The 24,651-nt window shown below is 73.5% G+C and carries 19 protein-coding genes; 14 read left to right on the top strand and 5 right to left on the bottom strand.

Annotated features, from left to right (window positions below; genetic code table 11):
* Window positions 1–62: 62 nt before the first annotated feature.
* Window positions 63–410, top strand: coding sequence for a DUF488 domain-containing protein (locus tag ABT288_RS07440; RefSeq protein WP_351603740.1), 348 nt, complete (start codon window positions 63–65; stop codon window positions 408–410).
* A gap of 2 nt (window positions 411–412) precedes the next feature.
* Here ABT288_RS07440 and ABT288_RS07435 read toward each other — a convergent pair whose 3' ends face one another.
* Both ABT288_RS07435 and ABT288_RS07430 read right to left on the bottom strand, forming a co-directional pair.
* The gene (locus ABT288_RS07435; protein ID WP_351603738.1) at window positions 413–2,086 is read right to left on the bottom strand and encodes an FAD-binding dehydrogenase; all 1,674 of its coding nucleotides are present in this window, start codon (window positions 2,084–2,086) and stop codon (window positions 413–415) included.
* A gap of 70 nt (window positions 2,087–2,156) precedes the next feature.
* Window positions 2,157–2,801: a TetR/AcrR family transcriptional regulator gene (locus ABT288_RS07430; protein WP_351603736.1), complete on the bottom strand. Its 645-nt coding sequence runs from the start codon at window positions 2,799–2,801 to the stop codon at window positions 2,157–2,159.
* A gap of 115 nt (window positions 2,802–2,916) precedes the next feature.
* Between ABT288_RS07430 and ABT288_RS07425 the strand changes: the two genes are divergently transcribed.
* The 3 genes from ABT288_RS07425 (at window position 2,917) to ABT288_RS07415 (ending at window position 5,638) form a co-directional block, all read left to right on the top strand.
* Entirely contained in the window at window positions 2,917–3,546 is a 630-nt protein-coding gene (locus ABT288_RS07425; RefSeq protein WP_351603734.1) for an alpha-ketoglutarate-dependent dioxygenase AlkB, read from the top strand.
* Window positions 3,547–3,624: 78 nt separating this feature from the next.
* Window positions 3,625–4,371, top strand: coding sequence for an MBL fold metallo-hydrolase (locus tag ABT288_RS07420; RefSeq protein WP_351603732.1), 747 nt, complete (start codon window positions 3,625–3,627; stop codon window positions 4,369–4,371).
* A 31-nt stretch (window positions 4,372–4,402) separates the two neighbouring features.
* Complete coding sequence (locus ABT288_RS07415) at window positions 4,403–5,638, top strand: DUF4032 domain-containing protein (RefSeq protein WP_351603730.1); 1,236 nt, start codon at window positions 4,403–4,405, stop codon at window positions 5,636–5,638.
* A gap of 1 nt (window position 5,639) precedes the next feature.
* On the opposite strand, the gene ABT288_RS07410 is transcribed toward ABT288_RS07415, so the two are convergent.
* Window positions 5,640–6,506, bottom strand: a complete 867-nt coding sequence (locus ABT288_RS07410; protein WP_351603728.1) for a universal stress protein — start codon at window positions 6,504–6,506, stop codon at window positions 5,640–5,642.
* A 404-nt stretch (window positions 6,507–6,910) separates the two neighbouring features.
* Between ABT288_RS07410 and ABT288_RS07405 the strand changes: the two genes are divergently transcribed.
* Genes ABT288_RS07405 through ABT288_RS07390 form a run of 4 tightly spaced genes read left to right on the top strand, consistent with a single transcriptional unit; the run spans window position 6,911 to window position 13,446 of the window.
* Complete coding sequence (locus ABT288_RS07405) at window positions 6,911–8,587, top strand: NAD(P)/FAD-dependent oxidoreductase (protein WP_351603726.1); 1,677 nt, start codon at window positions 6,911–6,913, stop codon at window positions 8,585–8,587.
* A 16-nt stretch (window positions 8,588–8,603) separates the two neighbouring features.
* Window positions 8,604–10,073, top strand: coding sequence for an ATP-binding protein (locus ABT288_RS07400; RefSeq protein ID WP_351603724.1), 1,470 nt, complete (start codon window positions 8,604–8,606; stop codon window positions 10,071–10,073).
* Window positions 10,070–10,423: a UBP-type zinc finger domain-containing protein gene (locus ABT288_RS07395; protein ID WP_351603722.1), complete on the top strand. Its 354-nt coding sequence runs from the start codon at window positions 10,070–10,072 to the stop codon at window positions 10,421–10,423. The genes ABT288_RS07400 and ABT288_RS07395 overlap by 4 nt, the downstream gene beginning before the upstream one ends.
* 59 nt (window positions 10,424–10,482) lie before the next feature.
* Window positions 10,483–13,446, top strand: a complete 2,964-nt coding sequence (locus tag ABT288_RS07390) for a helix-turn-helix transcriptional regulator (protein ID WP_351603720.1) — start codon at window positions 10,483–10,485, stop codon at window positions 13,444–13,446.
* An 18-nt stretch (window positions 13,447–13,464) separates the two neighbouring features.
* On the opposite strand, the gene ABT288_RS07385 is transcribed toward ABT288_RS07390, so the two are convergent.
* Both ABT288_RS07385 and ABT288_RS07380 read right to left on the bottom strand, forming a co-directional pair.
* A complete protein-coding gene (locus ABT288_RS07385; RefSeq protein WP_351603718.1) occupies window positions 13,465–14,682 on the bottom strand; it encodes an SGNH/GDSL hydrolase family protein in 1,218 nt (405 codons plus the stop codon).
* Between the two features lie 483 nt (window positions 14,683–15,165).
* A complete protein-coding gene (locus ABT288_RS07380; RefSeq protein ID WP_351603716.1) occupies window positions 15,166–16,953 on the bottom strand; it encodes a M4 family metallopeptidase in 1,788 nt (595 codons plus the stop codon).
* Window positions 16,954–17,426: 473 nt separating this feature from the next.
* On the opposite strand from ABT288_RS07380, the gene ABT288_RS07375 reads away from it, so the two are divergent.
* The 6 genes from ABT288_RS07375 (at window position 17,427) to ABT288_RS07350 (ending at window position 24,648) form a co-directional block, all read left to right on the top strand.
* A complete protein-coding gene (locus tag ABT288_RS07375; RefSeq protein ID WP_351603782.1) occupies window positions 17,427–18,866 on the top strand; it encodes a CAP domain-containing protein in 1,440 nt (479 codons plus the stop codon).
* 56 nt (window positions 18,867–18,922) lie between these two features.
* On the top strand, window positions 18,923–19,600 hold the full coding sequence (locus tag ABT288_RS07370) for an AIM24 family protein (protein ID WP_351603714.1): 678 nt from the start codon (window positions 18,923–18,925) through the stop codon (window positions 19,598–19,600).
* Window positions 19,601–19,769: 169 nt separating this feature from the next.
* The gene (locus tag ABT288_RS07365) at window positions 19,770–20,813 is read left to right on the top strand and encodes a tetratricopeptide repeat protein (protein ID WP_351603713.1); all 1,044 of its coding nucleotides are present in this window, start codon (window positions 19,770–19,772) and stop codon (window positions 20,811–20,813) included.
* The gene (locus tag ABT288_RS07360) at window positions 20,810–21,829 is read left to right on the top strand and encodes a polyprenyl synthetase family protein (protein WP_351603712.1); all 1,020 of its coding nucleotides are present in this window, start codon (window positions 20,810–20,812) and stop codon (window positions 21,827–21,829) included. The genes ABT288_RS07365 and ABT288_RS07360 overlap by 4 nt, the downstream gene beginning before the upstream one ends.
* A gap of 93 nt (window positions 21,830–21,922) precedes the next feature.
* Entirely contained in the window at window positions 21,923–22,885 is a 963-nt protein-coding gene (locus tag ABT288_RS07355; protein ID WP_351603711.1) for a threonine/serine dehydratase family protein, read from the top strand.
* 197 nt (window positions 22,886–23,082) lie between these two features.
* Window positions 23,083–24,648 (top strand): serine/threonine protein kinase, encoded by a 1,566-nt coding sequence (locus ABT288_RS07350; RefSeq protein WP_351603709.1) that lies wholly within the window; start codon window positions 23,083–23,085, stop codon window positions 24,646–24,648.
* Window positions 24,649–24,651: the final 3 nt, after the last annotated feature.

Genomic DNA, 24,651 nt, shown 5'->3' with positions numbered 1-24,651 from the left:
GCACCGGTCGTCGCCGGGTTAGGCTCGCGGCACCGTCCGCCGTCCCGTGAGGAGTGAGGACCGTGAGCGTGCGCGTGCGCCGGATCTACGACCCGCCCGAGCCCGACGACGGCCTGCGCGTGCTGGTCGACAGGCTGTGGCCGCGTGGCCTCGCCAAGGACGTGGCCCGCGTGGACGAGTGGCCCAAGGGGCTCACGCCGTCCACCGAGCTGCGCACGTGGTATCACGGGGGCGGCTCCTACGAGGAGTTCAGGAGCCGCTACGAGGCGGAGCTCGACGCTCCGGAGGCCGCCGGCCTCCTCGACGGCCTGCGTACGGCGGCCCGCGGGAAGCGCGTGACCCTGCTGACCGCGTCGAAGACGCCGGAGCGGAGCCACGCGCAGGTCCTGCTGGAGCTGCTGAGGGGCTGAGGTCAGCCCGTGTGCCGGGCCGCGTGCCGGCCCGCGGCCCGCCCGGAGAACAGGCAGCCGCCGAGGAAGGTGCCCTCCAGCGCGTTGTAGCCGTGCACACCGCCGCCGCCGAAGCCGGCCACCTCGCCCGCCGCGTACAGCCCGTCGATCGGCGTGCCGTCGGCGGCGAGGGCGCGGGAGTCGAGGTCGGTCTGGATGCCGCCGAGGGTCTTGCGGGTGAGAACGTGCAGCCGGACGCCGATGAGGGGGCCCGCGGCGGGGTCGAGGATGCGGTGCGGGGAGGCGACCCGGCCGAGGCGGTCCCCGATGTAGCGGCGGGCGTTGTGGATGCCCTGGACCTGGGAGTCCTTGCTGTAGGGGTTGGCCATCTGCAGGTCGCGGGCCTCGATCTGGCGGCGCACCTCGGCCGCGTCCAGCAGCGGTTTGCCGGTCAGCGCGTTCATCTTGCCGACCAGCTGTTCCAGGTTGCCCGCGGTCACGAAGTCCGCGCCCTTGTCGAGGAAGGCCTTGACCGGTGCGGGCGCGCCCTTGCCGAGCAGCCGGTCGCGCAGTACGGCCCTGCGGTCCTTGGCGGTGATGTCGGGGTTCTGCTCGGAGCCGGAGAGCGCGAACTCCTTCTCGATGATCTTCCGGGTGAGGATGAACCAGGAGTGGTCGTACCCGGCGATGTCCTCGGTGGTGCGCAGGTACTCGAGGGTGCTGAGGGTGTCGTAGCCCGGCAGGCAGGGGTCGGGCAGGCGGCGGCCGAGGGCGTCCAGCCAGATGGAGGACGGGCCGGGCAGGATGCGGATGCCGTGGCCGGGCCAGATCGGGTCCCAGTTCTGCAGGCCCTCGGTGTAGTGCCACATGCGGTCGCGGTTGACCAGCCGGACGCCGGCCTCGGCGCTGATGTCGAGCATCCGGCCGTCGACGTAGGCGGGGACGCCGGTGACCATCTCGGCCGGCGGGGTGCCGAGCCGTGCGGGCCAGTAGCGGCGGACGATGTCGTGGTCGGCGCCGATGCCGCCGGAGGTGACGACGACCGCCTGGGCGGTGAGTTCGAAGTCGCCGACCCGGTCGCGGCTGGAGGCGACACCGCGCGGCGAGTGGTCCTCGGCGAGGACGGTGCCGCGTACCCCGCGTGCCGTGCCGTCCTCGATGACCAGCTCGTCCACCTGGTGGCGGTGGTGGAAGGTCAGCAGTCCGTCCCGGGCGGCCTGGCGGGCGTGGCGGACGAAGGGCTCGACCACGCCGGTGCCGGTGCCCCAGGCGATGTGGAAGCGGGGTACCGAGTTGCCGTGGCCGCCCGCCCTGAGGTCGCCGCGCTCGGCCCAGCCCACGGTCGGCAGCAGCTCGATGCCGTGCCCCTTGAGCCAGGACCGCTTCTCGCCGGCCGCGAACTCGACGTAGGCGCGGGCCCAGCGCACCGCCCAGGAGTCCTCGTCGTCGAGCCGGTCGAACCGCGCGCTGCCCTGCCAGTCGCTCCAGGCGAGGCCGAAGGAGTCCTTGATGCCGAGGCGGCGCTGCTCGGGCGAGTCCACGAGGAAGAGCCCGCCGAAGGACCAGAACGCCTGTCCGCCGAGGTTGGCGGCGTTCTCCTGGTCGACCAGGGCCACCCGGCGGCCCCGGCTGGTGAGCTCGTGCGCCGCGACCAGGCCGGCGAGGCCCGCTCCGACGACGATGACGTCCGCGTCCATCGTGACTGTGTCCTTCCCTGGGGATCCTCATGCGGGGGTCGTACGGGCTGGTGCGGGGCGGCGTGCGGGGTCATGCGGGGGTGGTCGCGCCGGGGTGGTGCGGGGTGCGGCCGCCGTCCGTGAGCAGGGCGGTGAGCAGCTGCCCCAGCCAGACCCGGGCGGCGTCGACGTCCTTGTCCAGCAGCAGCTGGACGGTGACGCCGTCGTACGCGGCGACCACGGCGTGCGCGGCACCGGCCACGTCACCGAGCACGGCGGGCAGCTCGGTGTGGCCGCGGGCCCGGAACAGCCGGTCGGCGATCGCCTCGCGGAGCCGGGTGCGGTGGTCGAGGAGGGCCCGGGCGGTCTCCGTGTCACGGGCGGCGTGGACCAGGAAGTCGGTCTTGACCAGCAGCCAGTCCACGTCGAGCAGGAGCACCTCGGTGACCCGGTCCACGGCCGTCGGCACGTCGAGTCCGGGGCCGTCCTGGGCGAGCGCCTCGGTCACCTGGGAGGCGATGAGGTCGGCGCGCTCCTGGTAGAGCGCGAAGAACAGCTCGTCCAGCGTGGCGAAGTTCGAGTAGAAGGCGCCGCGGCTGAAGCCCGCGGCCTCGCAGACCTCCTCGATGGAGACCCGTCCGAACCCTTTGGCCGCGAAGACCTCGAACGCGGCCTGAAGCAGCCGGGCCCGGGTGCGGACCCGGCGCCGGGTGACGCGCCTGGCCGTCTCCTCCATGGGCAGCCACCTCCCGTTCGATACGGGAATGTATCGGATACAGCGGTGTATCGAAAGCCCGGAGTCAGAGCGGAATCAAGGGAACACATTTTCGATTAAGGGGTACGCTGGACCCATGTCCACGCACCTCCAGGGCTCCCTGTTCGACCAGACCGACGAGCTGCGGCTCGGCCCGCTCGAAGGGCTGCGCCGGACCGCGCTGGGCGCCGGCGCCTGGATCGACGTGCTGCCGGGCTGGCTGAGCGGCGCCGACGCCCTGTTCGAGAAGCTGGCGGCGGACGTGCCGTGGCGGGCGGAGCGCCGCAAGATGTACGACAGCGTGGTGGCCGTGCCGCGCCTGCTGGCCTTCTACACGGCGCACGACCCGCTCCCCCATCCGGTGCTGGACGAGGCGCGCGACGCCCTGTCCCGACACTACGCCGGGGAACTGGGCGAGCCGTTCACCACCGCCGGGCTGTGCTTCTACCGCGACGGCCGGGACAGCGTCGCCTGGCACGGGGACCGGATCGGGCGGGGTGCGCGGGAGGACACGATGGTCGCGATCCTGTCCGTCGGCGCGCCCCGGGACCTGCTGCTGCGCCCGGCGGGCGGAGGCGGCACGACGCTGCGGCGGCCGCTCGGGCACGGCGACCTGATCGTGATGGGCGGCTCCTGCCAGCGGACCTGGGAACACTGCGTGCCGAAGTCGGCCAGGGCCGCGGGGCCGCGCATCAGCATCCAGTTCCGTCCGCACGGCGTGCACTGACGCGACCCGACGGTGCGGGGCGCCGCCGCATCTGGTTGGCTGTCCCCGACGGTCAGCCGCACAGGGCTCGGGGAGATCATGCGGGCAGAGGTACACCAAGTCGCCGACGGCACCTATCTGGTGCACGGCAGCCACGTCAACTGGGTGATCCTGCAGGACGGGGACGCCGTCACCCTGGTGGACACCGGCTATCCGGGAGACCGTGAGCAAGTCCTGGCGTCCCTGGCGGAAGTGGGCAGTTCACCCGAGGCGGTCGCCGCCGTCCTGATCACCCACGCGCACAACGACCACCTGGGCTCGGCCGAGTACCTGCGCGCGACCCACGGCACCCCGGTGTACCTGCACCCGGCCGAAGTGCCGCACGCGCGCCGGGAGTTCCTGCACCAGGCCTCCATCGGCGACGTGGTGCGCAACGCCTGGCGGCCGGGCGTCGTGCCCTGGGCGGTCCATGTGATCCGCCTGGGCGGCACCGAGCACAACCCCGTCACCGCTCCCGAGCCGTTCCCCGGCGAGGGCCCGCTGGACCTGCCCGGCCGCCCGGTGCCCGTGCACACCCCGGGCCACACCGACGGCCACTGCGTCTACCACCTTCCCGAGGCGGGCATCGTCATCTCCGGCGACACCCTGGCCACCGGGCACGCGACCTCGCGGGTCAAGGGCCCGCAGATACTGCTCGACTTCTTCCACCACGAGCGCGCCGGTGTCCTGGCCTCCCTCGAGACGATCGGCGCGCTCGACGGCGACACCCTGCTGCCGGGGCACGGGCCGGTGCACCGTGGCTCGGTGCGCGCGGCGGCCGAGCAGGCCCGGGACCGGGCCTCCTAGAACAGCCGGTCCGGGCCTTAGGGTTCGTGCCATGGCCTTGCAGATCAGCGCCACGAACCCGGAGCATCCCGCGCTCCTGCTCGCCCTGCCCTGGGACGTGCCCCTGGAGGAGTGGCCCGGGGAGTACCTCGTGCCGCTGCCGAGGGGCATCTCCCGGCACGTCGTGCGGTACGCGCAGGCCGGCGACGAGGTGATCGCCGTGAAGGAGCTGGCCGAGCGGCCCGCGCTGCGCGAGTACGGGCTGCTGCGCGACCTCGACCGGCTCGGCATCCCCGCCGTCGACCCGCTCGCGGTGATCACCGGCCGGACCGACGGCTCGGGCGCCCCGCTGGAGCCGGTCCTGGTCACCCGGCATCTGCGCGGCTCGATGCCGTACCGCTCGATGTTCGAGACGACCATGCGCCCGGCGACCATGCACCGTCTGATGGACGCCCTCGCCGTGCTGCTGGTCCGGCTCCACCTGGCCGGGTTCGCCTGGGGCGACTGCTCGCTGTCCAACACCCTCTTCCGGCGGGACGCGGGCGCCTACGCCGCCTATCTGGTCGACGCCGAGACCGGCGACCTGCACCCGCGGCTGAGCCCCGGGCAGCGGGAGTACGACCTGGACCTGGCCCGGGTGAACATCAGCGGCGAGCTGCTGGACCTGGAGGCGTCCGGTGCGCTGCACCCGTCCGTCGACCCGGTGGAGTTCGGGCACGAGATCTGCACCCGGTACCAGGGCCTGTGGCGGGAGCTGACCCGCACCTCGGTGTACCCGGCGGGCAAGTACCACTACATCGAACGCCGGATCCGCCGTCTGAACGAGCTCGGTTTCGACGTGGCCGAGATGCAGATCGAGCACTCCTCGAACGGCGACACGGTCACCTTCGTGCCGAAGGTGGTCGACGCCGGCCATCACCAGCGCCAGCTGCTGCGGCTGACCGGCCTGGACGCCGAGGAGAACCAGGCCCGGCGGCTGCTGAACGACCTGGAGAGCTGGATGGCCACCCAGGACGACCACGCCCCCGGCGATCCCCTCGCCGCCCGCCCGGAGGTCCTGGCCCACCGGTGGGTGCGGGACGTGTTCCGGCCCACCGTGCGGGCCGTACCGCCTCAGCTGCGCGGTGCCATGGACCCGGCCGAGATCTACCACGAACTCCTGGAACACCGCTGGTACCTGTCCGAGCGCGCCCAGCACGACATAGGCCTCGACACGGCCGTCAAGGACTACATCGAGAACGTCCTGCCCGGGGCGCGGGCCACCCTGGAGCCGGCCGAGGCCGAGTAGCTCACTCGTGCGGGACCACGGCGACCGGGCACTCGGCGTGGTGCAGCATCCCGTGCGCGACCGAGCCGATCCGGGCGCCGACGGCCGTACGGTGCGCCCGGCGCCCGACGACCACCAGCTGGGCCCGGCCGGCCGCCGACAGCAGCACCTGACCCGCGCTGCCCATCTCGACGTGCTCGGCCACGGGCACCTCCGGGAACCGCTCCCGCCAGGGCCTGAGCGCCTCGGTGAGCGCCTGCCGCTCGAGGGGTTCGAGCCCGCCCGCGTCGTCGAGGAGCTTGAGCGAGCCGGGGCTGTAGGCGAAGACCGGCGGCAGGGTCCACGCCCGTACGGCCCGGACGGCAGCGCCGCGGACCGCCGCCGTCTCGAACGCGAACCGCAGGACGGCCGCGCTGTCCTCCGGGTCGCCGTGCTGGCCGGCGACGACGTCCCGCCCGGCGGCCTCGGCCGCCGGCCGGTCCCCGGCGCGCACCAGGACCACCGGCCGGCTCGCCTCCGCGATCACCTGCCGGCCGACCGAGCCCAGCAGGAACCCGAGGACGGGCCCGTGCCCGCGCGAGCCCAGCACCAGCATCTCCGCCTCCGCCGCGGCACGGGCCAGCGCGTGCACCGGCTCGCCCTCGACCACGTCGACGCTCACCGCGAGCCCCGGATGCCGCTCGGAGACGGCACGCACGGCCTCGGACACGCCCTCCGACACCCATCCGTGCTGGGTGTCCCGGTCGGCGGTGGCGAGCGACTCGGCGTACCGCCAGGCGTGCACCACGCGCAGGGCCAGCCCACGGCGTACGGCCTCCCGGCCCGCCCAGTCCAGCGCGGCGAGGCTCTCCCGGCTGTCGTCCACCCCTGCCGTGACCGGGCGTGTCATGCGTGGCCTCCTCGTCGCCGCTCTCGTGGTGCTGGTGCCCACTATCGGACACCGTCGCGCACCGGCACGACGATCTCCTTCACGAGCCGTCGGGCGGTTCCCCGGGGGTAGGAGGGCGCGCAGGCTGGGCACGAGGGGCGCGAAGCCCGCCGCGATCGGATGAGGGTCGCCACGGAGGTGTGCGGCGGCCCGGGGATGTTCCGGATGCCCGTGTGTCCGGCGACCGAGACGACGTCCACCGTGGTGGCGATCTTGCCGGCCGGCACGGCGAGCAGCACGGCATGACCGCGCTGCCCGGCGTATGCCAGGGCGAACCGGGCCGATCGAACATACGATGGCTGCGAACCGGTGCGGTGGTCCCCACGACACCGACCCGTGGAACCAACGCTCGGGGTGGGAGACGTATGGCACAGGCCGCCGACGCAGCGCGGACCGTCATCCTGACCGTGGACGACGACCCGGGGGTCTCCCGTGCCGTCGCCCGCGATCTGCGGCGCCGCTACGGCGAGTCGTACCGGATCGTGCGCGCGGAGTCCGGGGAGTCCGCGCTCGAGGCGCTGCGCGAGCTGAAGCTGCGCGGCGACCTGGTGGCGGTGATCCTGGCCGACTACCGCATGCCGCAGATGAACGGCATCGAGTTCCTGGAACAGGCGCTGGACGTCTATCCGGGGGCGCGGCGGGTGCTGCTGACCGCGTACGCGGACACCAACGCCGCCATCGATGCGATCAATGTCGTCGATCTCGATCACTATCTGCTCAAGCCCTGGGATCCGCCGGAGGAGAAGCTCTATCCGGTGCTCGACGACCTGATTCAGGCCTGGCGCACCAGCGCCTACCGGCCCGTGCCCAGCACCAAGGTCGTCGGGCACCGCTGGTCGGCGCGGTCCTCGGACGTGCGCGAGTTCCTCGCCCGCAACCAGGTGCCGTACCGCTGGTACTCGGTGGAGGAGCCCGAGGGGCAGCGGCTGCTGGCGGCCGCCGGGCAGGACGGGCGGCGGCTGCCGCTGGTGATCACGCCGGACGGCGGCGCACTGGTCGAGCCGGAGGCGCCCGAGCTGGCGGCGCGGGTGGGTCTGGCGACGACGCCGACGGCCGACTTCTACGACCTCATCGTGATCGGCGGCGGGCCGGCCGGGCTCGGCGCGGCTGTGTACGGGGCCTCCGAGGGGCTCAGGACCGTGCTGGTGGAGCGGTCGGCGACCGGCGGGCAGGCCGGGCAGAGCTCCCGGATAGAGAACTACCTGGGCTTCCCGGACGGCGTCTCCGGCGCCCAGCTCACCGGCCGGGCGCGGCGGCAGGCGGCGAAGTTCGGCGCGGAGATCCTGACCGCCCGTGAGGTGACGGGACTCGAGGTCAACGGCGCCGCCCGGGTCGTACGGTTCGCGGACGGCTCGGCGATCGCCGCGCACAGCGTCATCCTCGCGACCGGCGTGCAGTACCGGCAGCTGGAGGCCGCCGGCTGCGTCGATCTGACCGGCTGCGGGGTGTTCTACGGCTCGGCGCTGACCGAGGCCGCCGCCTGCCAGGGGCAGGACATCTACATCGTCGGCGGCGCCAACTCGGCGGGGCAGGCGGCGATGTACCTGTCCCGGGGCGCGAAGTCGGTGACGCTGCTGGTGCGCGGACCCGACCTGTCGGCCTCGATGTCGCACTACCTGATCCAGCAGATCAACGAGGCGCCGAACATCTCGGTGCGCCCGCACACGGTCGTCGACGCGGCACACGGCTCGGACCACCTGGAGCAGCTGACCCTGCGTCACACGGTGACCGGGGACAGCGAACGGGTCGACGCGCACTGGATGTTCGTGTTCATCGGCGCCGCGCCGCTGACCGACTGGCTGGGCGACGCGGTGCTGCGCGACGAGCGCGGGTTCATTCTGGCCGGGCCCGATCTGACCGCCGACGGGCGGCCGCCGGCCGGCTGGGAGCTGGACCGTCCGCCGTACCACCTGGAGACCAGCGTCCCCGGCGTGTTCGTGGCGGGTGACGCGCGTGCCGAGTCCGCCAAGCGGGTCGCGTCCGCCGTGGGCGAGGGAGCCATGGCCGTGATGCTCGTCCACCGGTATCTGGAACAGTCATGAACGATCAGGAGCAGTCATGAGCGGGCAGATCATGCCGTGCAGCCCCAAGGAGATCGGCTCGCTGTTCCTCTTCGAGAAGCTGAGCTCCGAACAGCTGGGCCGGTTGTGCAGCGAGGGGAAGGTGGAGCTGTTCCAGCCGGGGCCGGTGTACACCGAGGGCGACCCGGCGACCTGCTTCTTCGTGCTGATCGAGGGCACGGTGGTGCTCTCCCGCCGGGTCGGCGGCGACGACGTGGAGGTCACCCGCACCTCGCAGCGCGGGGTGTACGCGGGCGCGATGCAGGCCTACATCGGCGACCGGGTGCAGCAGGTCTACAACAACTCGATGCGCGTGACGGAGCCGACCCGGTTCTTCGTGCTGCCGGCGGACATCTTCGCCGACGTCATGACCGAGTGGTTCCCGATGGCCGTACACCTGCTGGAGGGCCTGTTCTTCGGGTCCAAGCGCGCCCAGGCGGCGATCGGGCAGCAGGAGAGGCTGCTGGCGCTGGGCTCACTGTCGGCGGGGCTCACGCACGAGCTGAACAACCCCGCGGCGGCGGCCGTACGGGCGACGGCCACGCTCCGCGAACGCGTCGCGAAGATGCGGCGCAAGCTCGCCATGATCGCCGAAGGCCCCTTCTCCCGCGACGCGTTGGGGAGCCTGATCGAGATCCAGGAGCGCACCGCCGAGCGGGTCGCCAAGGCCCCGGTGCTCAGCCCGCTGGAGGCCGCGGACCGCGAGGACCTGCTCACCGACTGGCTGGAGGACCACGGCATCGGTCAGGCCTGGCAGGTGGCGCCGACCTTCGTGCAGGCCGGACTCGACGTCGACTGGCTGGATCAGGTCGCTGCCGCCGTGGACGAGGAGATCCTCGCCGGTGCGATCGGCTGGCTCAACTACACGATCGAGACCGAGCTGTTGATGAACGAGATCGAGGACTCCACCACCCGTATCTCGCATCTCGTCGACGCGGCCAAGCAGTACTCGCAGCTGGACCGGGCGCCCTACCGCGTGGTGGACGTGCACGAACTCCTCGACAGCACCCTGCTGATGCTCTCCGGCAAGATCGGCGCCGGCATCGAGGTCGTGAAGGAGTACGACCGCACCCTCCCGCCGGTGCCCGCCTATCCGGCCGAGCTGAACCAGGTGTGGACCAACCTGATCGACAACGCGGTGTCCGCCATCAACGGCGCGGGCGGCACGGGCACGCTGACCGTGCGGACCGCGCTCGACCACGAGCGGCTCCAAGTGGAGTTCCAGGACACCGGGCCCGGAGTGCCGCCCGAGATCAAGGACCGGATCTTCGACCCGTTCTTCACCACCAAACCGGTCGGCGAGGGCACCGGGCTGGGCCTGGACATCTCCTGGCGGATCGTCGTCAACAAGCACCACGGAAGCCTGCGCGTGGAGTCGGTGCCGGGCGACACCCGCTTCCAGGTGCTTCTGCCGTTGACCGCCGAGACGCCGGACACGTCCATCGAGCGAGCGGAGGAAGCCGTATGAGAAGTGTCGAGGGGTTCGACGTGAACGTCCCGCCCAGCGGCACCGGCTGCGTGGAGTGCGAGGAGGCCGGCGGCTGGTGGTTCCATCTGCGCCGGTGCGCGCAGTGCGGGCACATCGGCTGCTGCGACGACTCGCCCGCGAAGCATGCGACGGCGCATTACCACGCCACGGGGCATCCGGTGATCCAGAGTTTCGAACCGGGTGAGGACTGGTTCTGGGACTACGCCACGGAGGAGCTGTTCACCTCGGGTCCGGGGCTCGCCCCGCCCGACAGCCATCCGGCCGGTCAGCCGGTGCCGGGGCCCGCGGGGCGGGTACCGGAGAACTGGGCGGAGACGCTTCGGGGTTGAGTGCCGAGCGGTTGAGTGCCTACTGGGGCGCTGCTGTGCCCTGCGTGTCAGGATGGGGCGTGTCGCAGATCGCCTTCAGTGCGCCGCCGTTGATCGGGCGGGACGAGGAACTGGCCCGGCTCCTGGGTGTGCTGGAGCGTGTCCGGGGCGGTGCGGCGCGGGCGGTGCTGGTCGGCGGGGACGCGGGGGTAGGCAAGACACGGCTGCTGGACGAGGTCGCGGGGCGGGCGGCGCGGGCGGGGAGCACCGTGGTCACCGGGCACTGTGTGGACCTCGGCGACGTGGGCCTGCCGTATCTGCCGTTCACCGAGATCCTCGGCGTGCTCGCCGCCGACGCACGCTTCTCGTCCGTGCTGGCCGCGCATCCGGCGGTGGACCGGCTGCTGGGCGCGGGCGCCCATCCGGCGGGCGGCCCCGACGGGCGGCTGCGGCTGTTCGAGGACGTCTCGGGGCTGCTGGCCGAACTGGCCGCCGTGGCACCGCTGCTGCTGGTCCTGGAGGACCTGCACTGGGCCGACCAGTCCTCCCGGGACCTGCTGCGCTTCCTGCTCAGCCGGGGCGTGCTGCACCGGCCGGGCGGCGGCCCCGAGCGGCGCCTCGCGGTCCTCGCCTCCTACCGGGCGGACGATCTGCACCGACGCCACCCGCTGCGCCCGCTGCTCGCCGAACTGGTCCGGCTGCCGGCCGTGGAGCGGCTGGAACTGCGGCCGCTGCCCGATCCGGAGGTCGCGCGGCTCGTGCGGGCCCTGGAGGACGGCCCGCTGCCCGAGGCCGTCGTACGCGGCATCGTGGCCCGCGCCGAGGGCAACGCGTTCTACGCGCAGGAGCTGTTCGCTGCGGCCGGCGCGGACGCCGACGGCGTGCCCAGCGGGCTCGCGGACCTGCTGCTGATCCGGGTCGAGCAGCTGACCGAGACCGCCCAGCAGGTGCTGCGCACCGCCGCCGTGGCCGGGCGCCGGGTGGAGCACGACCTGCTGCGCGAGGCGACCGGGCTCCCCGAGGAAGAGCTGGAGACGGCGCTGCGCGAGGCCGCCGGACGGCAGCTGCTCGTGCCCGGGGACGGCGACACCTACGCCTTCCGGCACGCCCTGACCCGCGAGGCGGTCTACGCCGACCTGCTGCCCGGCGAGCGGTCCCGGCTGCACGGGGCGTACGCCCGGCTGCTCGCCGCCCGTGGCCGCGCCCCGGAGACCGCCGCCGAGCGCGCCCACCACGCGCGCGAGAGCCATGACCTGCCGGGGGCGCTCACCGCCTGCCTGGAGGCGGCCGACCACGCCCGGCAGCTGGGTGCGCCGGCCGAGGAGCTGCGGCATCTGGAGACGGCGCTGGACCTGTGGGCGTCGGTGCCGGCCGAGGAGCGGCCGTCCGCCGACGGGATCGCGCCCGTCACGCTGACCCTGCGGGCCTCCGCCGCGGCCGCGCAGGCCGGGGACTCCCATCGGGCGGTCTCCCTGACGCGGGCCGCGCTCGCCGAGGTCGGCGAGGACGCCGACTCCGTGCTCGCCGCCCGGATCCGCTACACCCTGGCCGGCAACCTGCTCAACGTGGACCGGCTGCAGGCGGCCTTCCGGTACAGCAGCGAGGCGCTGGCGCTCATCCCCGCCGAGCCGCCCTCGCGGACCTGGGTGTGGGCGGCGGCCACCCATGTCATGGCGGCCCGTCACCTCGGCGCGGACGAGACGGCCCTGAGCATCGCCCAGCGCGCCCTGCGCGTCGCCGAGGAGCTGGGCATGGCCGACGCCCAGGCCGATCTGCTGATCTCCCTGGCCAATCTCCAAGGAGGCGGCCGGCGCTCGGCGGAAGGCCAGGAGAAGCTGCGGCGGGCCGGGGAGCTGGCGCGGTCCGCCGGGCACGGTCCGGTGGAGATGCGCGCGCTGTTCAACCAGGCCATCAGCCGTCTGGAGGCCGGTGACCTGGAGGGCTGCCTGCCCCTGCTGGCCGAGGCGCTGGAGCGGGCCCGCCGCACCGGGCTGCTGTCCTCGCCGTATCCGCTGGAGATGCGGTATCTCCAGTTGCTGGCGCTGTACACGCTCGGCCGCTGGGACGCGTGCCTCGGCGCGGCGGCCGAGGCCGAGGCCGTGCTGCCGGCCACGGGCGCCTTCGCGGCGGGTCCCGCGCTGTACGTGGCGGTGGCACGGGGCGACGCCGGGGCCGTCGAGCGGGCCGAGGCCCTGCTGGAGGGGCCGTTCAACTGGATGGGCACACTGATCGCCGGTATCGCCCTCACCGACGCGGCCGCGCTGCGCGGTGCCCCGGAGGCGGCCGTGGAGCGGATGCGGGTGACGCTCGCCGCGCTGGGCGACGTCTCGGGGCGGCGGCCCGACGTCACCGTCCGGCTCGCCGCGCTCTGCCTCACCGCGGTCGCCGACCGGACCGTGGAACTGCGACGTGCCGGGGACGCGCCGGCGCTGCGCCGCTGGGCGGACACCGCGACCGAACTGGTGGAACAGGCCCGGGCCTCGGCCGCGGGGGACGAGGAGGGCCGTCCGCAGGGCCCGGAGGGTCAGGCCTGGCTGGCCCGTGCCGAGGCGGAGTGGGCGACGGCCACCTCCGGCCCGGATCCGGCGGCCTGGGCGAAGGCGGTCGCCGCGTTCGCGTACGGCGATGTGTACGAGCAGGCGCGCTGCCGGGTGCGGTACGCCGAGGCGCTGCTGGCCGTCGAGCGGCGCGCGGAGGCGGCGGAGCAGACGCGTGCGGCGAGGGCGACGGCGGCCACGCTGGGTGCGGCACCACTGCTGGAGCGGATCGACGGACTGACCCGCCGGGGCCGCCTCACCGCCGCCACCGGGACCGGCACGGCCGGTGCCGCGCCGCTGACCGCACGGGAGCAGGACGTACTGCGGCTCCTCGCGCGGGGCCGCAGCAACCGGCAGATCGGCGAGGAGCTGTTCATCAGCGGCAAGACGGCGAGCGTGCACGTCTCCAACATCCTGGCCAAGCTGGGCGCGGCGAGCCGTACCGAGGCGGTGGCGGTCGCCTACCGCCGGGGGCTGATCGCTCCGGAGCCGACCGGGGCGGGATGAGCCGGCCGGAACCCCCGGTCAGCGGGTGCAGTCGAGGCTGCGGAGGTCGACGGCGTCGGCCAGCGCCCGCATGCCCCTGTCGTCGGGGTGGAGATGGTCGCCGCCGTCGAGGACCGGCCGCAGCCGTGCGGAGTCGTGGGGGCTGCGCAGGGCGCGGTCGAAGTCGGTGACCGCGTCGAACTCCCCACTGGTGCGGATGAATCGGTTCACCCTGCGGCGTACGGCCTCGGTGGCCGGGTCCCACTCCGGCCCGCCCTCGAAGGGGCCGATCGTGGCGGCGACCACGCACTTGCCCGCCGTGTGCACCCGCTCGGCGATCTTCCGGTAGCCGGCGATCAGGTTCTTCGCGGTGACGCCGGTGTGCGCCTTGAGGTCGTTCACCCCCTCGAAGAGGAAGACGGTGCGCACACCGGGCAGGGACAGCACGTCCCGGTTCAGCCGGTGCAGGGCGCTCTGCCCGAGGCCGTCGGCGAGCACCCGGTTGCCCGAGATGCCCTCGTCGGCGACGCCCCGGACGGCCGCGTGGGCTGTGTTCAGGCGCCTGGCCAGGTAGTCGGGCCAGCGGCGGTTCCGGTCCATGGTGGAGCGCCGGCCGTCGGTGAGGGAGTCGCCGAGCGCGACCACGGCTCCGGTGGCCGCTTGGGACGGCCGTACGGACACGGCGTCGAGATACCACCAGGAGCGGGTGGTCCGCGTCCAGTCGGTGCCGCGCTCCTCGGCGGTGTGGTCGCCCCGCCCGGTGTACGAGGTCTGCAGCGCCAGCCAGTGGCCGGTGGCCGGCCCTGCCGCGGCCGGGGTGTGCAGGCTGACGACCAGATCGGTGCCGGCGTGCAGACGGCCGGGCAGCGGGTCGCTCCAGGCGGTGGCGCCCGCCGGGACGGTGACCGTACGAACGCCGGCGAAGGTCAGCCGCCGGTTGCTGCCCGGCCGCAGGGCGGCACCCTTGCTGCGCACTCCGGCGTAGACGCTGTCCACGGTCAGCGGCCGCTCGCCGAAGGCGTTGCTCAGGCGGACACGCGGATCGTCGCCGCCGACGCTGGTGTGGACGATCAGCCGGTAGTCCTCTCCGGCGGTGCCCTCGCCCATGCGGTCGGCGCTCGCCGCCCAGGTGACGACCCCGGAGGCCCGCTCGGCGGGCGCGGGCGGAGGGGCTGCCCGGGCGGGCGCGGGCTGGCAGACGACGGCCGTGAGCAGGACGGCGGCGACGCGGCGGACGCGTCCGGACCGGCCGGTCATCGGGCGAGGTCCCGCGGTGTGACGGACCCGCCGGGTCGCATGGGGACCGTCCGGGTCGTGCCTGCGTATCCCACGCAGGTCAGGTTCCCGCCGACACCGGGGAATCACACGTCGGTGGCCTGCGGTCCGGAGGGTACGGGATGGGCGACCGGCTGCTGTCCTCCGGGGGGCGAGCGGATGGCACGCGGTCGCCGGGAACGAAGCCGGCGGGCGCAGAGCGCCGGCCGTGGGTGGTCGCGCGGTGGGCCGGCGGTCGCGGCGCGGTCGGTGTCACGGCCGGTCCCGCCGCCGCACGGTGAGTGCCGGACCGGGACCCGCACCAGCCGCCGGCGTGGGTGACGCCCAGGGCGTCGTCGGGCGGGCCGAGGCGCGAGGGCGGCGCCCAAGGCCGTGGTTCCGGGCGGCGGTCGAGGCGGTCCGGGCCGCCTCCGGACATGCGGATGCCCCGCGCGAGGCGGGGCATCCGGTGGTGCGGCGGCCGCGTCAGTGACCGGCGGCCGGCGTGTTGGCGGCGGTGACGTTGACCGCGGCCCACGCCTTGTCCACCGTCTTGTACTCGGTGCTGTTCGCGCCGTACAGGTCCTTGGCCGCCTTCAGCGTCGCGACGCGCGCGTCGTGGAAGGAGGTCGTGGAGACCATGTAGCGGGTGAGCGCACGGTAGAAGATCGCGGTGGCCTTGGCCCGGCCGATGCCCTTGACCGTGGAGTGGTCGTAGGTCGGCGAGTCGTAGGCGACGCCGTTGATCGTCTTCTTGCCGCTGCCCTCCGCGAGGAGGTAGTAGGCGTGCGAGGAGACACCGGACCCGGCGTGCACCTCGGTGTAGTAGGTGTCCGGCGACCAGTAGTCGATCGTGCCCTCGAGCTTGTCGAGCGACGGGTGGTCCAGGCGCCGCAGGAACTTCTGGGCGAGGCCCAGCTTCTCGCCGATCAGGTAGTCCGGCGTGTCCTTCGGGTTGTTGGCGTAGAACTCGACGTTGGAGCCGAAGATGTCCGCGAGCGACTCGTTCAGCGCGCCGGGCTCACCGTACTGGTTGCCGTTGGAGTCGACGTAGGTCGGCTGCAGCTTCGCGGTCGCGTCCACCACGCCGTGCGTCAGCTCGTGGCCGGTGACGTCGAGGACGACGAGCGGCTTCTTGAACGTCTGGCCGTCGCCGTCGCCGTACAGCATGCAGGTGCAGGTCGGGTCCCAGAAGGCGTTGGCGACCTTGTTGCCCCAGTGGACCATGCCCTGGGCGGCCTTGCTGTTGTTGGCTATGCCCTTGCGCCCGAAGGTGGCCTTGTAGAAGTCCAGGGTCTTGGTGATCCCGTACTGGGCGTCCGCGGCGGCGCTGGCCCGGTTGCCGGTGGTGCCGTTGCCCCACACGTCGGTCGTGTTGGTGAACGCCGTGCCCGTGCTGAACTTCTCGGTGGTGCTGCCCTTGGCGTCGCGCGTCTCGGTGCCGTACCGGCTCGGGTCCTTGAGCTGGTAGTGGCCGCGCGAGGTCTGCGTGGTGGTCAGGCCGACGCTGCCCACGAAGAGGGTCTTGCCGGTGCCGTTGGCGGCCGACGGGTAGCGCGTGGCGCCGGAGACTCCGGAGCCGAGCAGACCGGCCTGCGGGGAGGCGGTGCCGATTCCGGTGGCCGGGTCGATCGTCTCGCCGTGCTTGCTCAGGTTCTCCAGCAGCTTCGGCGACAGGAACTCGTCGCTGTCGGGCGTGTTGCTGCGCACCTTGCCGGTGACGGCGTCGACGACGACGGTGTTGGTGCCGTTCTCGTCGGTGACGGTCACCTGGTAGGCGAGGGCGGAGGAGCCGCCGCGCGCGTCGACGACCAGCTGGGCGGAGCCCGCGTCGCCCTTGGCGGCCTGGGCGGCCTTGGCGGCGGCCTGGTCCGCGGTCAGAGTGGCCTTGGTGGTGGCCGGCTCGACGGCGTGACCGGCGGCGCGGGTCACGCCGGTGTAGGCCAGCGTCTGGTCGAGGTGGACGATGAGGTCGCCGCCGAGCACGGGCATGCCGTCGTGCGTGCGGGCGAAGCGGACGTGCCGGGCGCCCTCGGGGTCGAGCATCACGTCCTGCGCGTGCAGTTCGTCGCCCTGGGAGACGCCGGTCGCCGAGGCGTGGGCGAAGGCCGCGGTGCGCGCCGCCTCGACCACCGCGGTGGCGTTTGTGGTGGTGGACGCCGAGGTCCGCTCCGCCCCCGTGGAGGGACCCGCGAAAGCCGTACCGGCCAGACCCGTGGCAGCGGTCGTCACAGCGATGGCGACGGCGACACTGCGTATGTGAGGTCTACGCAAGGATCAGGGTTCCTTCGTTCTGAGGCAGCCGGGGTCACCAACCGCCTTGACACATGACGCTGTTCCGCGTCACGGGGGCTGGTCGGGCCCCAAGGCGTAACCCTTACGGATCGGTCATGTCCACGTAAAGATGGAATGATCCATTTCACGACCTTCTAGGGCAATCCTTTGCAAATGCGCGGCACAGAGCGATCACTTGCTGACCAACTGTGTGTCGGCTGTGGAGACGTCGACTCAATCCCCCAGGTTCCAAGGCCGGAATGTGACCGAGGTCGCATCAGCCCTCGTGCCGCGCTGTCGCTCCTCGCGGTCCCGTCGCGGCTGGCGACAGAAGTCCCGCACCAACGCCCCCGGCGCCGCGTGGATGCGGCGTTCCGCGGAAGGAAGCTGAGCGGCGGCGGCTGACTCCGCGCCCCCGCGTGGCTGGAACCATCCGATGAGCGCGGGGCGTTGTCCTTGATGTGACGAGCGAGTTGGTGCCTGGCGGTAACGTGCCGCTACCGGGCGGCGTGGTGCTGCTTCGGGTGGCCGGCCCGTTCGACGTGTCCGCGCTTGTCACCGGGGCGGACGGCAAGGCCGGGTCCGACGCCGACTTCGTGTTCTACAACCAGCCTCGGGCGGCGGGCGTACGACTGCGCGGTGACACCCTGGCCGTCGAGCCGGCCCTGCTGCGCGGTGGCGCCACCCGGGTCACCGTCGTGGTGAGCGCGGCCGAGCCCGGGACGCCGCTCGGGCGGCTGCCCGGTCCCCGGCTCGAGGTCACGGACGGCTCCGGGCGTACGGTGGCCCGGTTCGTGCCGCCCCGCCCGGGCCCGGAGACCGTGCTGCTGCTCGCCGAGGTGTATCTGCGGCCGGGCACCGGCTGGAAGCTGCGGGCGATCGGGCAGGGGTACGCGGACGGACTGGCCGGGCTCGCCCGGGACTTCGGGGTACAGGTCACGGACGACGGCGGCCACACAGCGCCCCACCGCCCCCATGGGCGCACCGCGACTCCCTCGCCCCGCTCGGCACCTGCGGTCCACAGCGCCCGGCCCACCGCAGCGGCGCCTCCCGTACCGCCGACCGACCCGGGCTCACCGTCCAGCCGACCCACCACGGCCAACCCACACCCCCCGTCCAGCCGGCCCACGGCGGCACCCGGCGTCGCGGCCGACGGCTTTCTCCAGCTGGTCAACTCGGCCCGGACGCAAGCCGGTTCGCCGTGCGTCGCGGTCGATCCCCGTCTTCTCTCCGCCGCGCGGGCGCATGCCCGGGCGATGGCGGAGGCGGGACGGCTCGGCAGTGAGGGGCGGGACGGTGTGTCGGTGTATCAGCGGATCGGCGCTGCGGGGTACGCGTACGTCAGCGTCGGTGAGCATCTCGTGTCGGGGCCGCGCAGCCCGGCGGAGTTCGTGGAGTACCTCCTCGGTTCGGCGTCCTCCCGGCGCACCCTGCTCGACCCGGCCTTCCGGCATGCCGCCCTGGCCCATGCCGGCGCCGGCCACCGGTACTGGACCGCGCTGTGGGCCGCTCCGCTCACCCCGGACGCGCTGTCGCGTACGGCCGCCGAGGTCGTCGCGCTCACCAACACCGAGCGCGGCCGGGCCGGCCTGCCCCCGCTGGCGGCGGACCCACAGCTCACGGCCGCCGCCCGGGCGCACTGCGCGGACATGGTGACCCGCGACTTCTACGACCACATCGCGCCGGACGGCTCCCGCCCCTGGGACCGGGCCGCCGCGGCGGGGTACCGCGGGCGCACGATCGGCGAGAACATCGCCTGCGGCCAGCGCTCCCCCGCCGAGGTGGTGGACGGCTGGATGAACAGTCCCGGGCACCGCGCCAACATCCTCAAGCGGGATTTCGGTCATATCGGCATCGGCTTCGCGGGTGGCGGCCGGGCGGGCACGTACTGGGCCCAGCTGTTCGGTGGCTGAGCGGGCACTTTCCGTAATCTTGGCGGAATCACATCCTCCGGGACACGATGCCCCGCATGAAGGGTGATCTCTTTTCCAGTGAGCACGTGGTGCAGCCGGCCGTCGAGCCGGGCATGTCCGTCGAGAACGCCAAGTGCATCAAGTACGCGGTGAACGGAGAGATGTACGCCCGCCAGGGCGCGATGATCGCCCATCGCGGCAGCCTCAGGTTCGAGCGCAAGGGGCAGGGCGTCGGCGGCATGCTGAAGCGTGCGGTCACCGGTGAGGGGCTGCCCCTCATGGCGGTGCGCGGGCAGGGTGAGGCCTGGTTCGCGCACGAGGCGCAGAACTGTTTCATCGTCGAGGTCGAGCCCGGCGACGAGTTCACGGTCAACGGCCGCAACGTGCTGTGCTTCGACGCCTCGCTGTCGTACGACATCAGGACGGTGAAGGGTTCGGGCATCGCAGGGGGCGGTCTGTTCAACAGCGTGTTCAGCGGGCAGGGCCGGCTCGGTCTGGCCTGCGAGGGCAACCCGCTGGTCATCCCGGTCTCCGCGCAGGCCCCGGTGTACGTCGACACGGATGCGGTGGTCGGCTGGACGGCACACCTGCGGACCTCGCTGCACCGCTCCCAGTCCATCGGCTCGATGCTGCGCGGCGGTTCCGGCGAAGCGGTGCAGCTGATGCTCCAGGGAGAGGGCTTCGTCGTGGTGCGTCCGAGCGAGCTGACGCCGCAGAAGGCCCAGCAGCACTGAACCTTCACAGGGTGATCCACGCCGCACGGGCAACCCTCGTCGCCGTACCCGCGTCTTGATCGACAACAGACCGACACGCCCCGGTCCCTTCGGCCGGGGCGTATTTCCGAGATCCTATACACTCCACGTATACATGCGATGTATACACGTTGTGTATAGAAAGGTACGCATGTACGGCAAGGCTTTCGCCCCGGAGTACCAGGGCGCCCTGACCACCCTGTCCGTGAACTCCTCGCTGGTCGATGTGCTGGCGCAGGGCACCGAGAAGCTGCGCGAGGCCGAGCGGTCCGGGCGCGGCGCCGAGGCGGCCCGCTGCGGGCTCGCCGTCGCCGAGGCGCACCGGCGGCTCGGCCACACGGCGGACGCGGACCGGGCCTGGATGGCGAGTTACCGCGCCGCCCGCGCGGCCGGCGACACCGCCGCGATGGCATGGGCGCTGTGGAGCGGCGGCACCCTCGCCCGGCAGCGCGGGGCCTTCCCGCTGGCCTGGCGGCTGCTCGGGCTCGCGGCCGAACTCGGCGAGCGCGGCGGTGACGTCGTCTGCCGGGGCTACTCACTGGCCGGTCTCGCGGAGACCGGCCGTATCCAGGGCGACTACGCGGCGGTCGGCCGGCTGCACGAGCAGCTGCTGGCCGAGGCACGCCGGCGCGGTGAGGCCCGGCACACGGTGTGGGCGCTGGAGGGCATCGCCCAGATGCACCGCAACACCGGCGACCACGACCGGGCGTACGCGCTGTTCGAGGAGGCGGCGGACATAGCCGAGCGGGCGGAGGACCGGCGCGGGCACGCCTGGGCGCTGCGCGGACTCGCCGACATCCTCTCGGTGCGCGACAAGGACACCGAGCGGGCACTGGAGCTGCTGTCGACCGCGGAGGCCGGCTGCCGGGCGATGAACCTCTCCAGCGCACTCGCCTACAACCACAAGATGCGCGGCAACGTCCTGTACCGGGCCGGGCGTCACAGCGAGGCGCGGGATCTGTACGAGCTGGCGCTGGAGGAGTTCCGGGCGATGAGCGAGCCGCGCGGCGAGGCACTGGCCCGGCTGGGCCTGGCCAAGTCGCTGGCTCAGCTGGGCCGGGACCGCGCCGAGACCGCGGCCGAACTCGCCGACCTGGCACGGACGTTGGAGCGGAGTGGCCTCAAGCATGCCCGCGAGATGGTGGCCCGGGCCCAGGAGGAGTTCGGTCTCGAGGCGGCGGGGGTCGCCCGGTGACCGCCGTACAGGCGCCGCTGTCCGCGCCCGAAGTTCTCCTTCGCTGCCGTGAGTTGACGGACCCGGCGCTGCGCGGGGCGGTGGGCCGGCTGCATCCGTGGGTGGCCGAGATGGCGGGGTACTCCTTCGGCTGGTGCGAGGTCGGCGGGGCGCCCGCCGCCGCGCCGGGCGGCAAGGGCGTACGGCAGGCGCTGGCGGTGCTCGGCGCCGAGGCGGCGGGCGCCGACGGGCGGGCCGGTGTCCCGGCCGCGGTCGCGGTGGAGCTGGTGCACGCCTTCTCGCTGCTGCACGACGACATCATGGACGGCGACGCGACCAGGCGCCGCCGCCCCGCCGTGTGGAAGGCCTACGGCACGGGCCCGGCGGTGCTCGCCGGGGACGCCCTGTTCGCGCTGGCGGTGGAGACCCTCGCGACCGCGCCGCGGGCGGCCGGCACCGTACGGCTGCTGTCGGCGGCCCTCGCCGACCTGGTGCGCGGGCAGGCCGACGACCTGCTGTTCGCGACCCGGCCCTGGACCGGCCCGGAGCGGGTCACGCCCGAGGAGTACCGGTCGATGGCGGAGGGCAAGACCGGCGCACTGCTGGGCTGTGCCGCCGCGCTGGGCGCCGTGCTCGGCGGGGCGGGCGGGGCCACGGCCGACGCGCTGGACCGGGCCGGGCGGCATCTGGGCGTCGCCTTCCAGCTGGTCGACGACGTGCTGGGCATCTGGGGCGACCCGGCCGCCACCGGCAAGCCCGTGGGCGGCGATCTGCGGCAGCGCAAGAAGACGTATCCGGTGCTGGCCGCGCTCGGCTCCCCGGCGGCCCGCGAGCTGCCCGGACTGCTCGACTCGCCGGGACGGGCCGCGGAGGCCGCCGCGCTGATCGAGGCGGCGGGTGGCCGTACGGCGGCGCTGGCCGAGGCCCGTGCGCACACGGCAGCCGCTCGGGCGCTGCTCTCGGAGGCACCGCTGGCCGCCGAGGCGGCAGGCGACCTGTTCCGGCTGCTGGACTTCCTGGTGGGCCGCGAGTCGTAAGCGGTCGGTGAAACCGAGTTGACCTCGGAAGTCCGCACGGGTCAGGGTGCGAACGGCGCGGCTGACAACCCCGCGCCGGAAGGGTGAAGCACCTTGATCGGCATCAAGGAGATCGAAGCCGCGGCGGAGCGGATCGCCGGGCATGTCGTGCGGACGCCGACCGTGCCGAGTCCGGGCCTGAGCGAGCTGCTCGGCGTCCCGGTCACCGCCAAGCTCGAACTGCTCCAGCGCACGGGTTCGTTCAAGGCCCGCGGGGCGACGGCGAAGCTGCTGTCGCTGAGCGAGGCCGAGCGGGCGGCGGGTGTGGTCGCGGTCAGCGGCGGCAACCACGGGATCGCCCTCGCGGTGATGGCTGCGGCCCTCGATGTGAAGGCCACCGTGGTCATGCCGCGTACCGCGCCCGCGCGTTCCCTCGCGCTCGCCGGGCAGGCGGGTGCGCAGCTGCGGCTGACCGACGGCATGGACAGCGCCTTCGCGCTGGTGACGCGGCTCAGGGACGAGGGGCTGACGCTGGTCCACCCGTTCGACGACCCGGTGGTGATCGCCGGACAGGGCACGGTCGGGCTGGAGTTGGCCGAGGACGCGGCGGACGACCTGACGGACGTCGTGGTCAGCATCGGCGGTGGCGGGCTGATCGCCGGGGTCGCGGCAGCCCTCTCCGCCCGGCGTCCCGGGGTGCGCGTCTGGGGCGTGGAGACCGAGGGCGCCGAGGCCATGTCGGGCGCGCTGAAGGCGGGCGGACCGGTGCCGGTGCCCCTGTCGTCCCTGGTCACCACGCTCAGCGCACCCTCCGTGTCCCAGTTGACGTACGACCATGTCTCCGCGCTGGTCGAGGAGGTGCTGGTGGTGCCGGACCGGGACGCGGTGCAGGGCTCGCTGGACCTCGCCGACCACGCCAAGGTCTGGGCCGAACCGGCCGCGGGCTGTCTGCTGCCGGCGGCCCGCGAGGTGGCGGCCCGGGTGGGCGACGGCGCCCGGATCGGACTCGTGGTGTGCGGCGGCAACACGACACCACGGGAACTGACCGGCTGGGCCGAGCGGTTCGGGCTGCTGTGAGTCGGCGCCGCACCCGGGCATTTACCCTCGGTTACCCGCAGGTCGAACACCCGCCGGGTGCGGACAACGTAAACTCGAAAGCCCTTTCGAAGAATTGAATGAAAGGCAGGAACGGCACCGGACTCGCGATTCTTTGAACGCACCCCGGCACGCCCCGCGTACCTCTGTAGGACACGAAACAGGGGTTTCAGCGAGGGATGACCATGACCAAGGCGCACGTCTCCGCACACGAGTTGGTCGCCGGACGATACCGGCTCCTGGAGGTCTTCGGCCGCGAGACGAACCGCCTGTGGTGGTACGCCGAGGACGTTTCGGCGGAGCAGCCCCGGCTGGTGGCCCAGACCACCCTGCCGGAGCCCGCCGGTGACGACAGCGCGCGCCGGGTCACGGCCCGTGTCGTCAGGACCTCGGAGACCATGCGGCTGCTGTGCCCCGGCCAGGTCGCCACGGTCGTCGACGCCGTGGTGGAGGCCGGCACCCTGTGGACGGTCACCGAGTGGATCGACGGCACCCCCCTCGACGAACTCCTCGGCCGCGAGGGCGCGTTCAACGTCGCCCGTGCGGCCCGGGTCGGCCTGGAAGTGCTCGATGTGCTGCAGGCCGCGCACGACGGGGGCATCACGCACGGCGAGCTGAGCCCCGGTCAGGTCTTCGTGCGGGACAGCGGTCCGGTCGTCGTCACCGGGTTCGGGCTGGCCGGCGCGACCCTGGTGCCACGGCTCACGGCGCCGTCGTACGCCTCGCCCGAGCAGGCCCGCGACGAGCGCATCGGACCGGCCGCCGACCTGTGGGCGCTGGGTGCGCTGCTGTACACGATGGTGGAGGGCCGGCCGCCGTTCCGCGACCGCGGCCGGCCCGACGCCACCCTGAAGGCCGTGGACCGGCTGCCGCTGCGCACCCCGTTGCGAGCCGGCCCGCTCACCCAGGCCGTGCAGGGGCTGCTGCGGAAGAACTCACGGGAGCGGCTGACCCGGCCGGTGGTCCGGGAGGCCCTGGTCCGGACCCTCGACGGGGACGCCGACGCCGACCGGGAGCCGGCCCCCGTGCCCCGGCTGCGCGGCGCCTACGCCGGTGTCCGCCTCGCCGGGCGGGAGCCGGGCAGATGGCTCCTGGCGGCCGGTACCGCGCTGGCCGTGGTCACCGTCGCCGCCGCCGTCCTGGCCGCGACCCACCAGCTGCCGGGCGTCGGCGGCGCGCAGACACCGGCCCGCCCCACCACCTCGGCCGGCCCGCCCGCCCGCCACACCGCAGGCACCGGGCCCGCCTCCCCCACCCCGACCGCGAGTGCCGCACCCGCCCTGCCGGCCGGCTACCACCGTTACGCCGCCCCGGAGGGCTTCTCCGTCGCCCTGCCGGACGGCTGGAAGCGGCTGGCCACCTCCCGCGTCTCCGACGCCTACCGCGTCGTCTTCGGCCGGGACGGCGCCTCCCCCACCCTCGCCGTCACGCACAGCGAGCACGTCGGCCCGGATCCCGTGGCCGTCTGGCAGGAGGACGTCGAACCCGGCCTGCAGCGCCTGCCCGGCTACCACCGCGTCGGCACCGTCCGGGCCACCACCTACCAGGGGGACAGGGCCGCCGACCTGGAGTGGCTGGCCGGGACGGGGGACGAGCGCGTGCACACCTTCGGGCGCGGCTTCCTGACCGGCGGCGGCGACGCCTTCTCCCTGCGCTTCACGACCCCGGCCGCGACCTGGGACGACGCCGCGAACCGGCTGGCGCTGAGGACGTTCCTGCAGACGTTCCGGGTGCCGCGGGACTGACCG

Origin of the sequence: Streptomyces sp. NPDC001093 (assembly GCF_040298985.1) — a bacterium.
In the GTDB taxonomy this organism is placed as follows: domain Bacteria; phylum Actinomycetota; class Actinomycetes; order Streptomycetales; family Streptomycetaceae; genus Streptomyces.
The sequence above is the reverse complement of the archived record's forward strand: the minus strand, read 5'-3'. Positions and strand labels throughout refer to the sequence as shown.

Excerpts from the sequence above, each read along its gene's own strand:
- ABT288_RS07435 (WP_351603738.1), bottom strand. The coding sequence starts at position 2,086 with ATGGACGCGGACGTCATCGTCGTCGGAGCGGGCCTCGCCGGCCTGGTC.
- ABT288_RS07430 (WP_351603736.1), bottom strand. The coding sequence starts at position 2,801 with ATGGAGGAGACGGCCAGGCGCGTCACCCGGCGCCGGGTCCGCACCCGG.
- ABT288_RS07425 (WP_351603734.1), top strand. The coding sequence starts at position 2,917 with ATGTCCACGCACCTCCAGGGCTCCCTGTTCGACCAGACCGACGAGCTG.
- ABT288_RS07420 (WP_351603732.1), top strand. The coding sequence starts at position 3,625 with ATGCGGGCAGAGGTACACCAAGTCGCCGACGGCACCTATCTGGTGCAC.
- ABT288_RS07415 (WP_351603730.1), top strand. The coding sequence starts at position 4,403 with ATGGCCTTGCAGATCAGCGCCACGAACCCGGAGCATCCCGCGCTCCTG.
- ABT288_RS07410 (WP_351603728.1), bottom strand. The coding sequence starts at position 6,506 with ATGACACGCCCGGTCACGGCAGGGGTGGACGACAGCCGGGAGAGCCTC.
- ABT288_RS07405 (WP_351603726.1), top strand. The coding sequence starts at position 6,911 with ATGGCACAGGCCGCCGACGCAGCGCGGACCGTCATCCTGACCGTGGAC.
- ABT288_RS07400 (WP_351603724.1), top strand. The coding sequence starts at position 8,604 with ATGAGCGGGCAGATCATGCCGTGCAGCCCCAAGGAGATCGGCTCGCTG.
- ABT288_RS07395 (WP_351603722.1), top strand. The coding sequence starts at position 10,070 with ATGAGAAGTGTCGAGGGGTTCGACGTGAACGTCCCGCCCAGCGGCACC.
- ABT288_RS07385 (WP_351603718.1), bottom strand. The coding sequence starts at position 14,682 with ATGACCGGCCGGTCCGGACGCGTCCGCCGCGTCGCCGCCGTCCTGCTC.
- ABT288_RS07370 (WP_351603714.1), top strand. The coding sequence starts at position 18,923 with ATGAAGGGTGATCTCTTTTCCAGTGAGCACGTGGTGCAGCCGGCCGTC.
- ABT288_RS07365 (WP_351603713.1), top strand. The coding sequence starts at position 19,770 with ATGTACGGCAAGGCTTTCGCCCCGGAGTACCAGGGCGCCCTGACCACC.
- ABT288_RS07350 (WP_351603709.1), top strand. The coding sequence starts at position 23,083 with ATGACCATGACCAAGGCGCACGTCTCCGCACACGAGTTGGTCGCCGGA.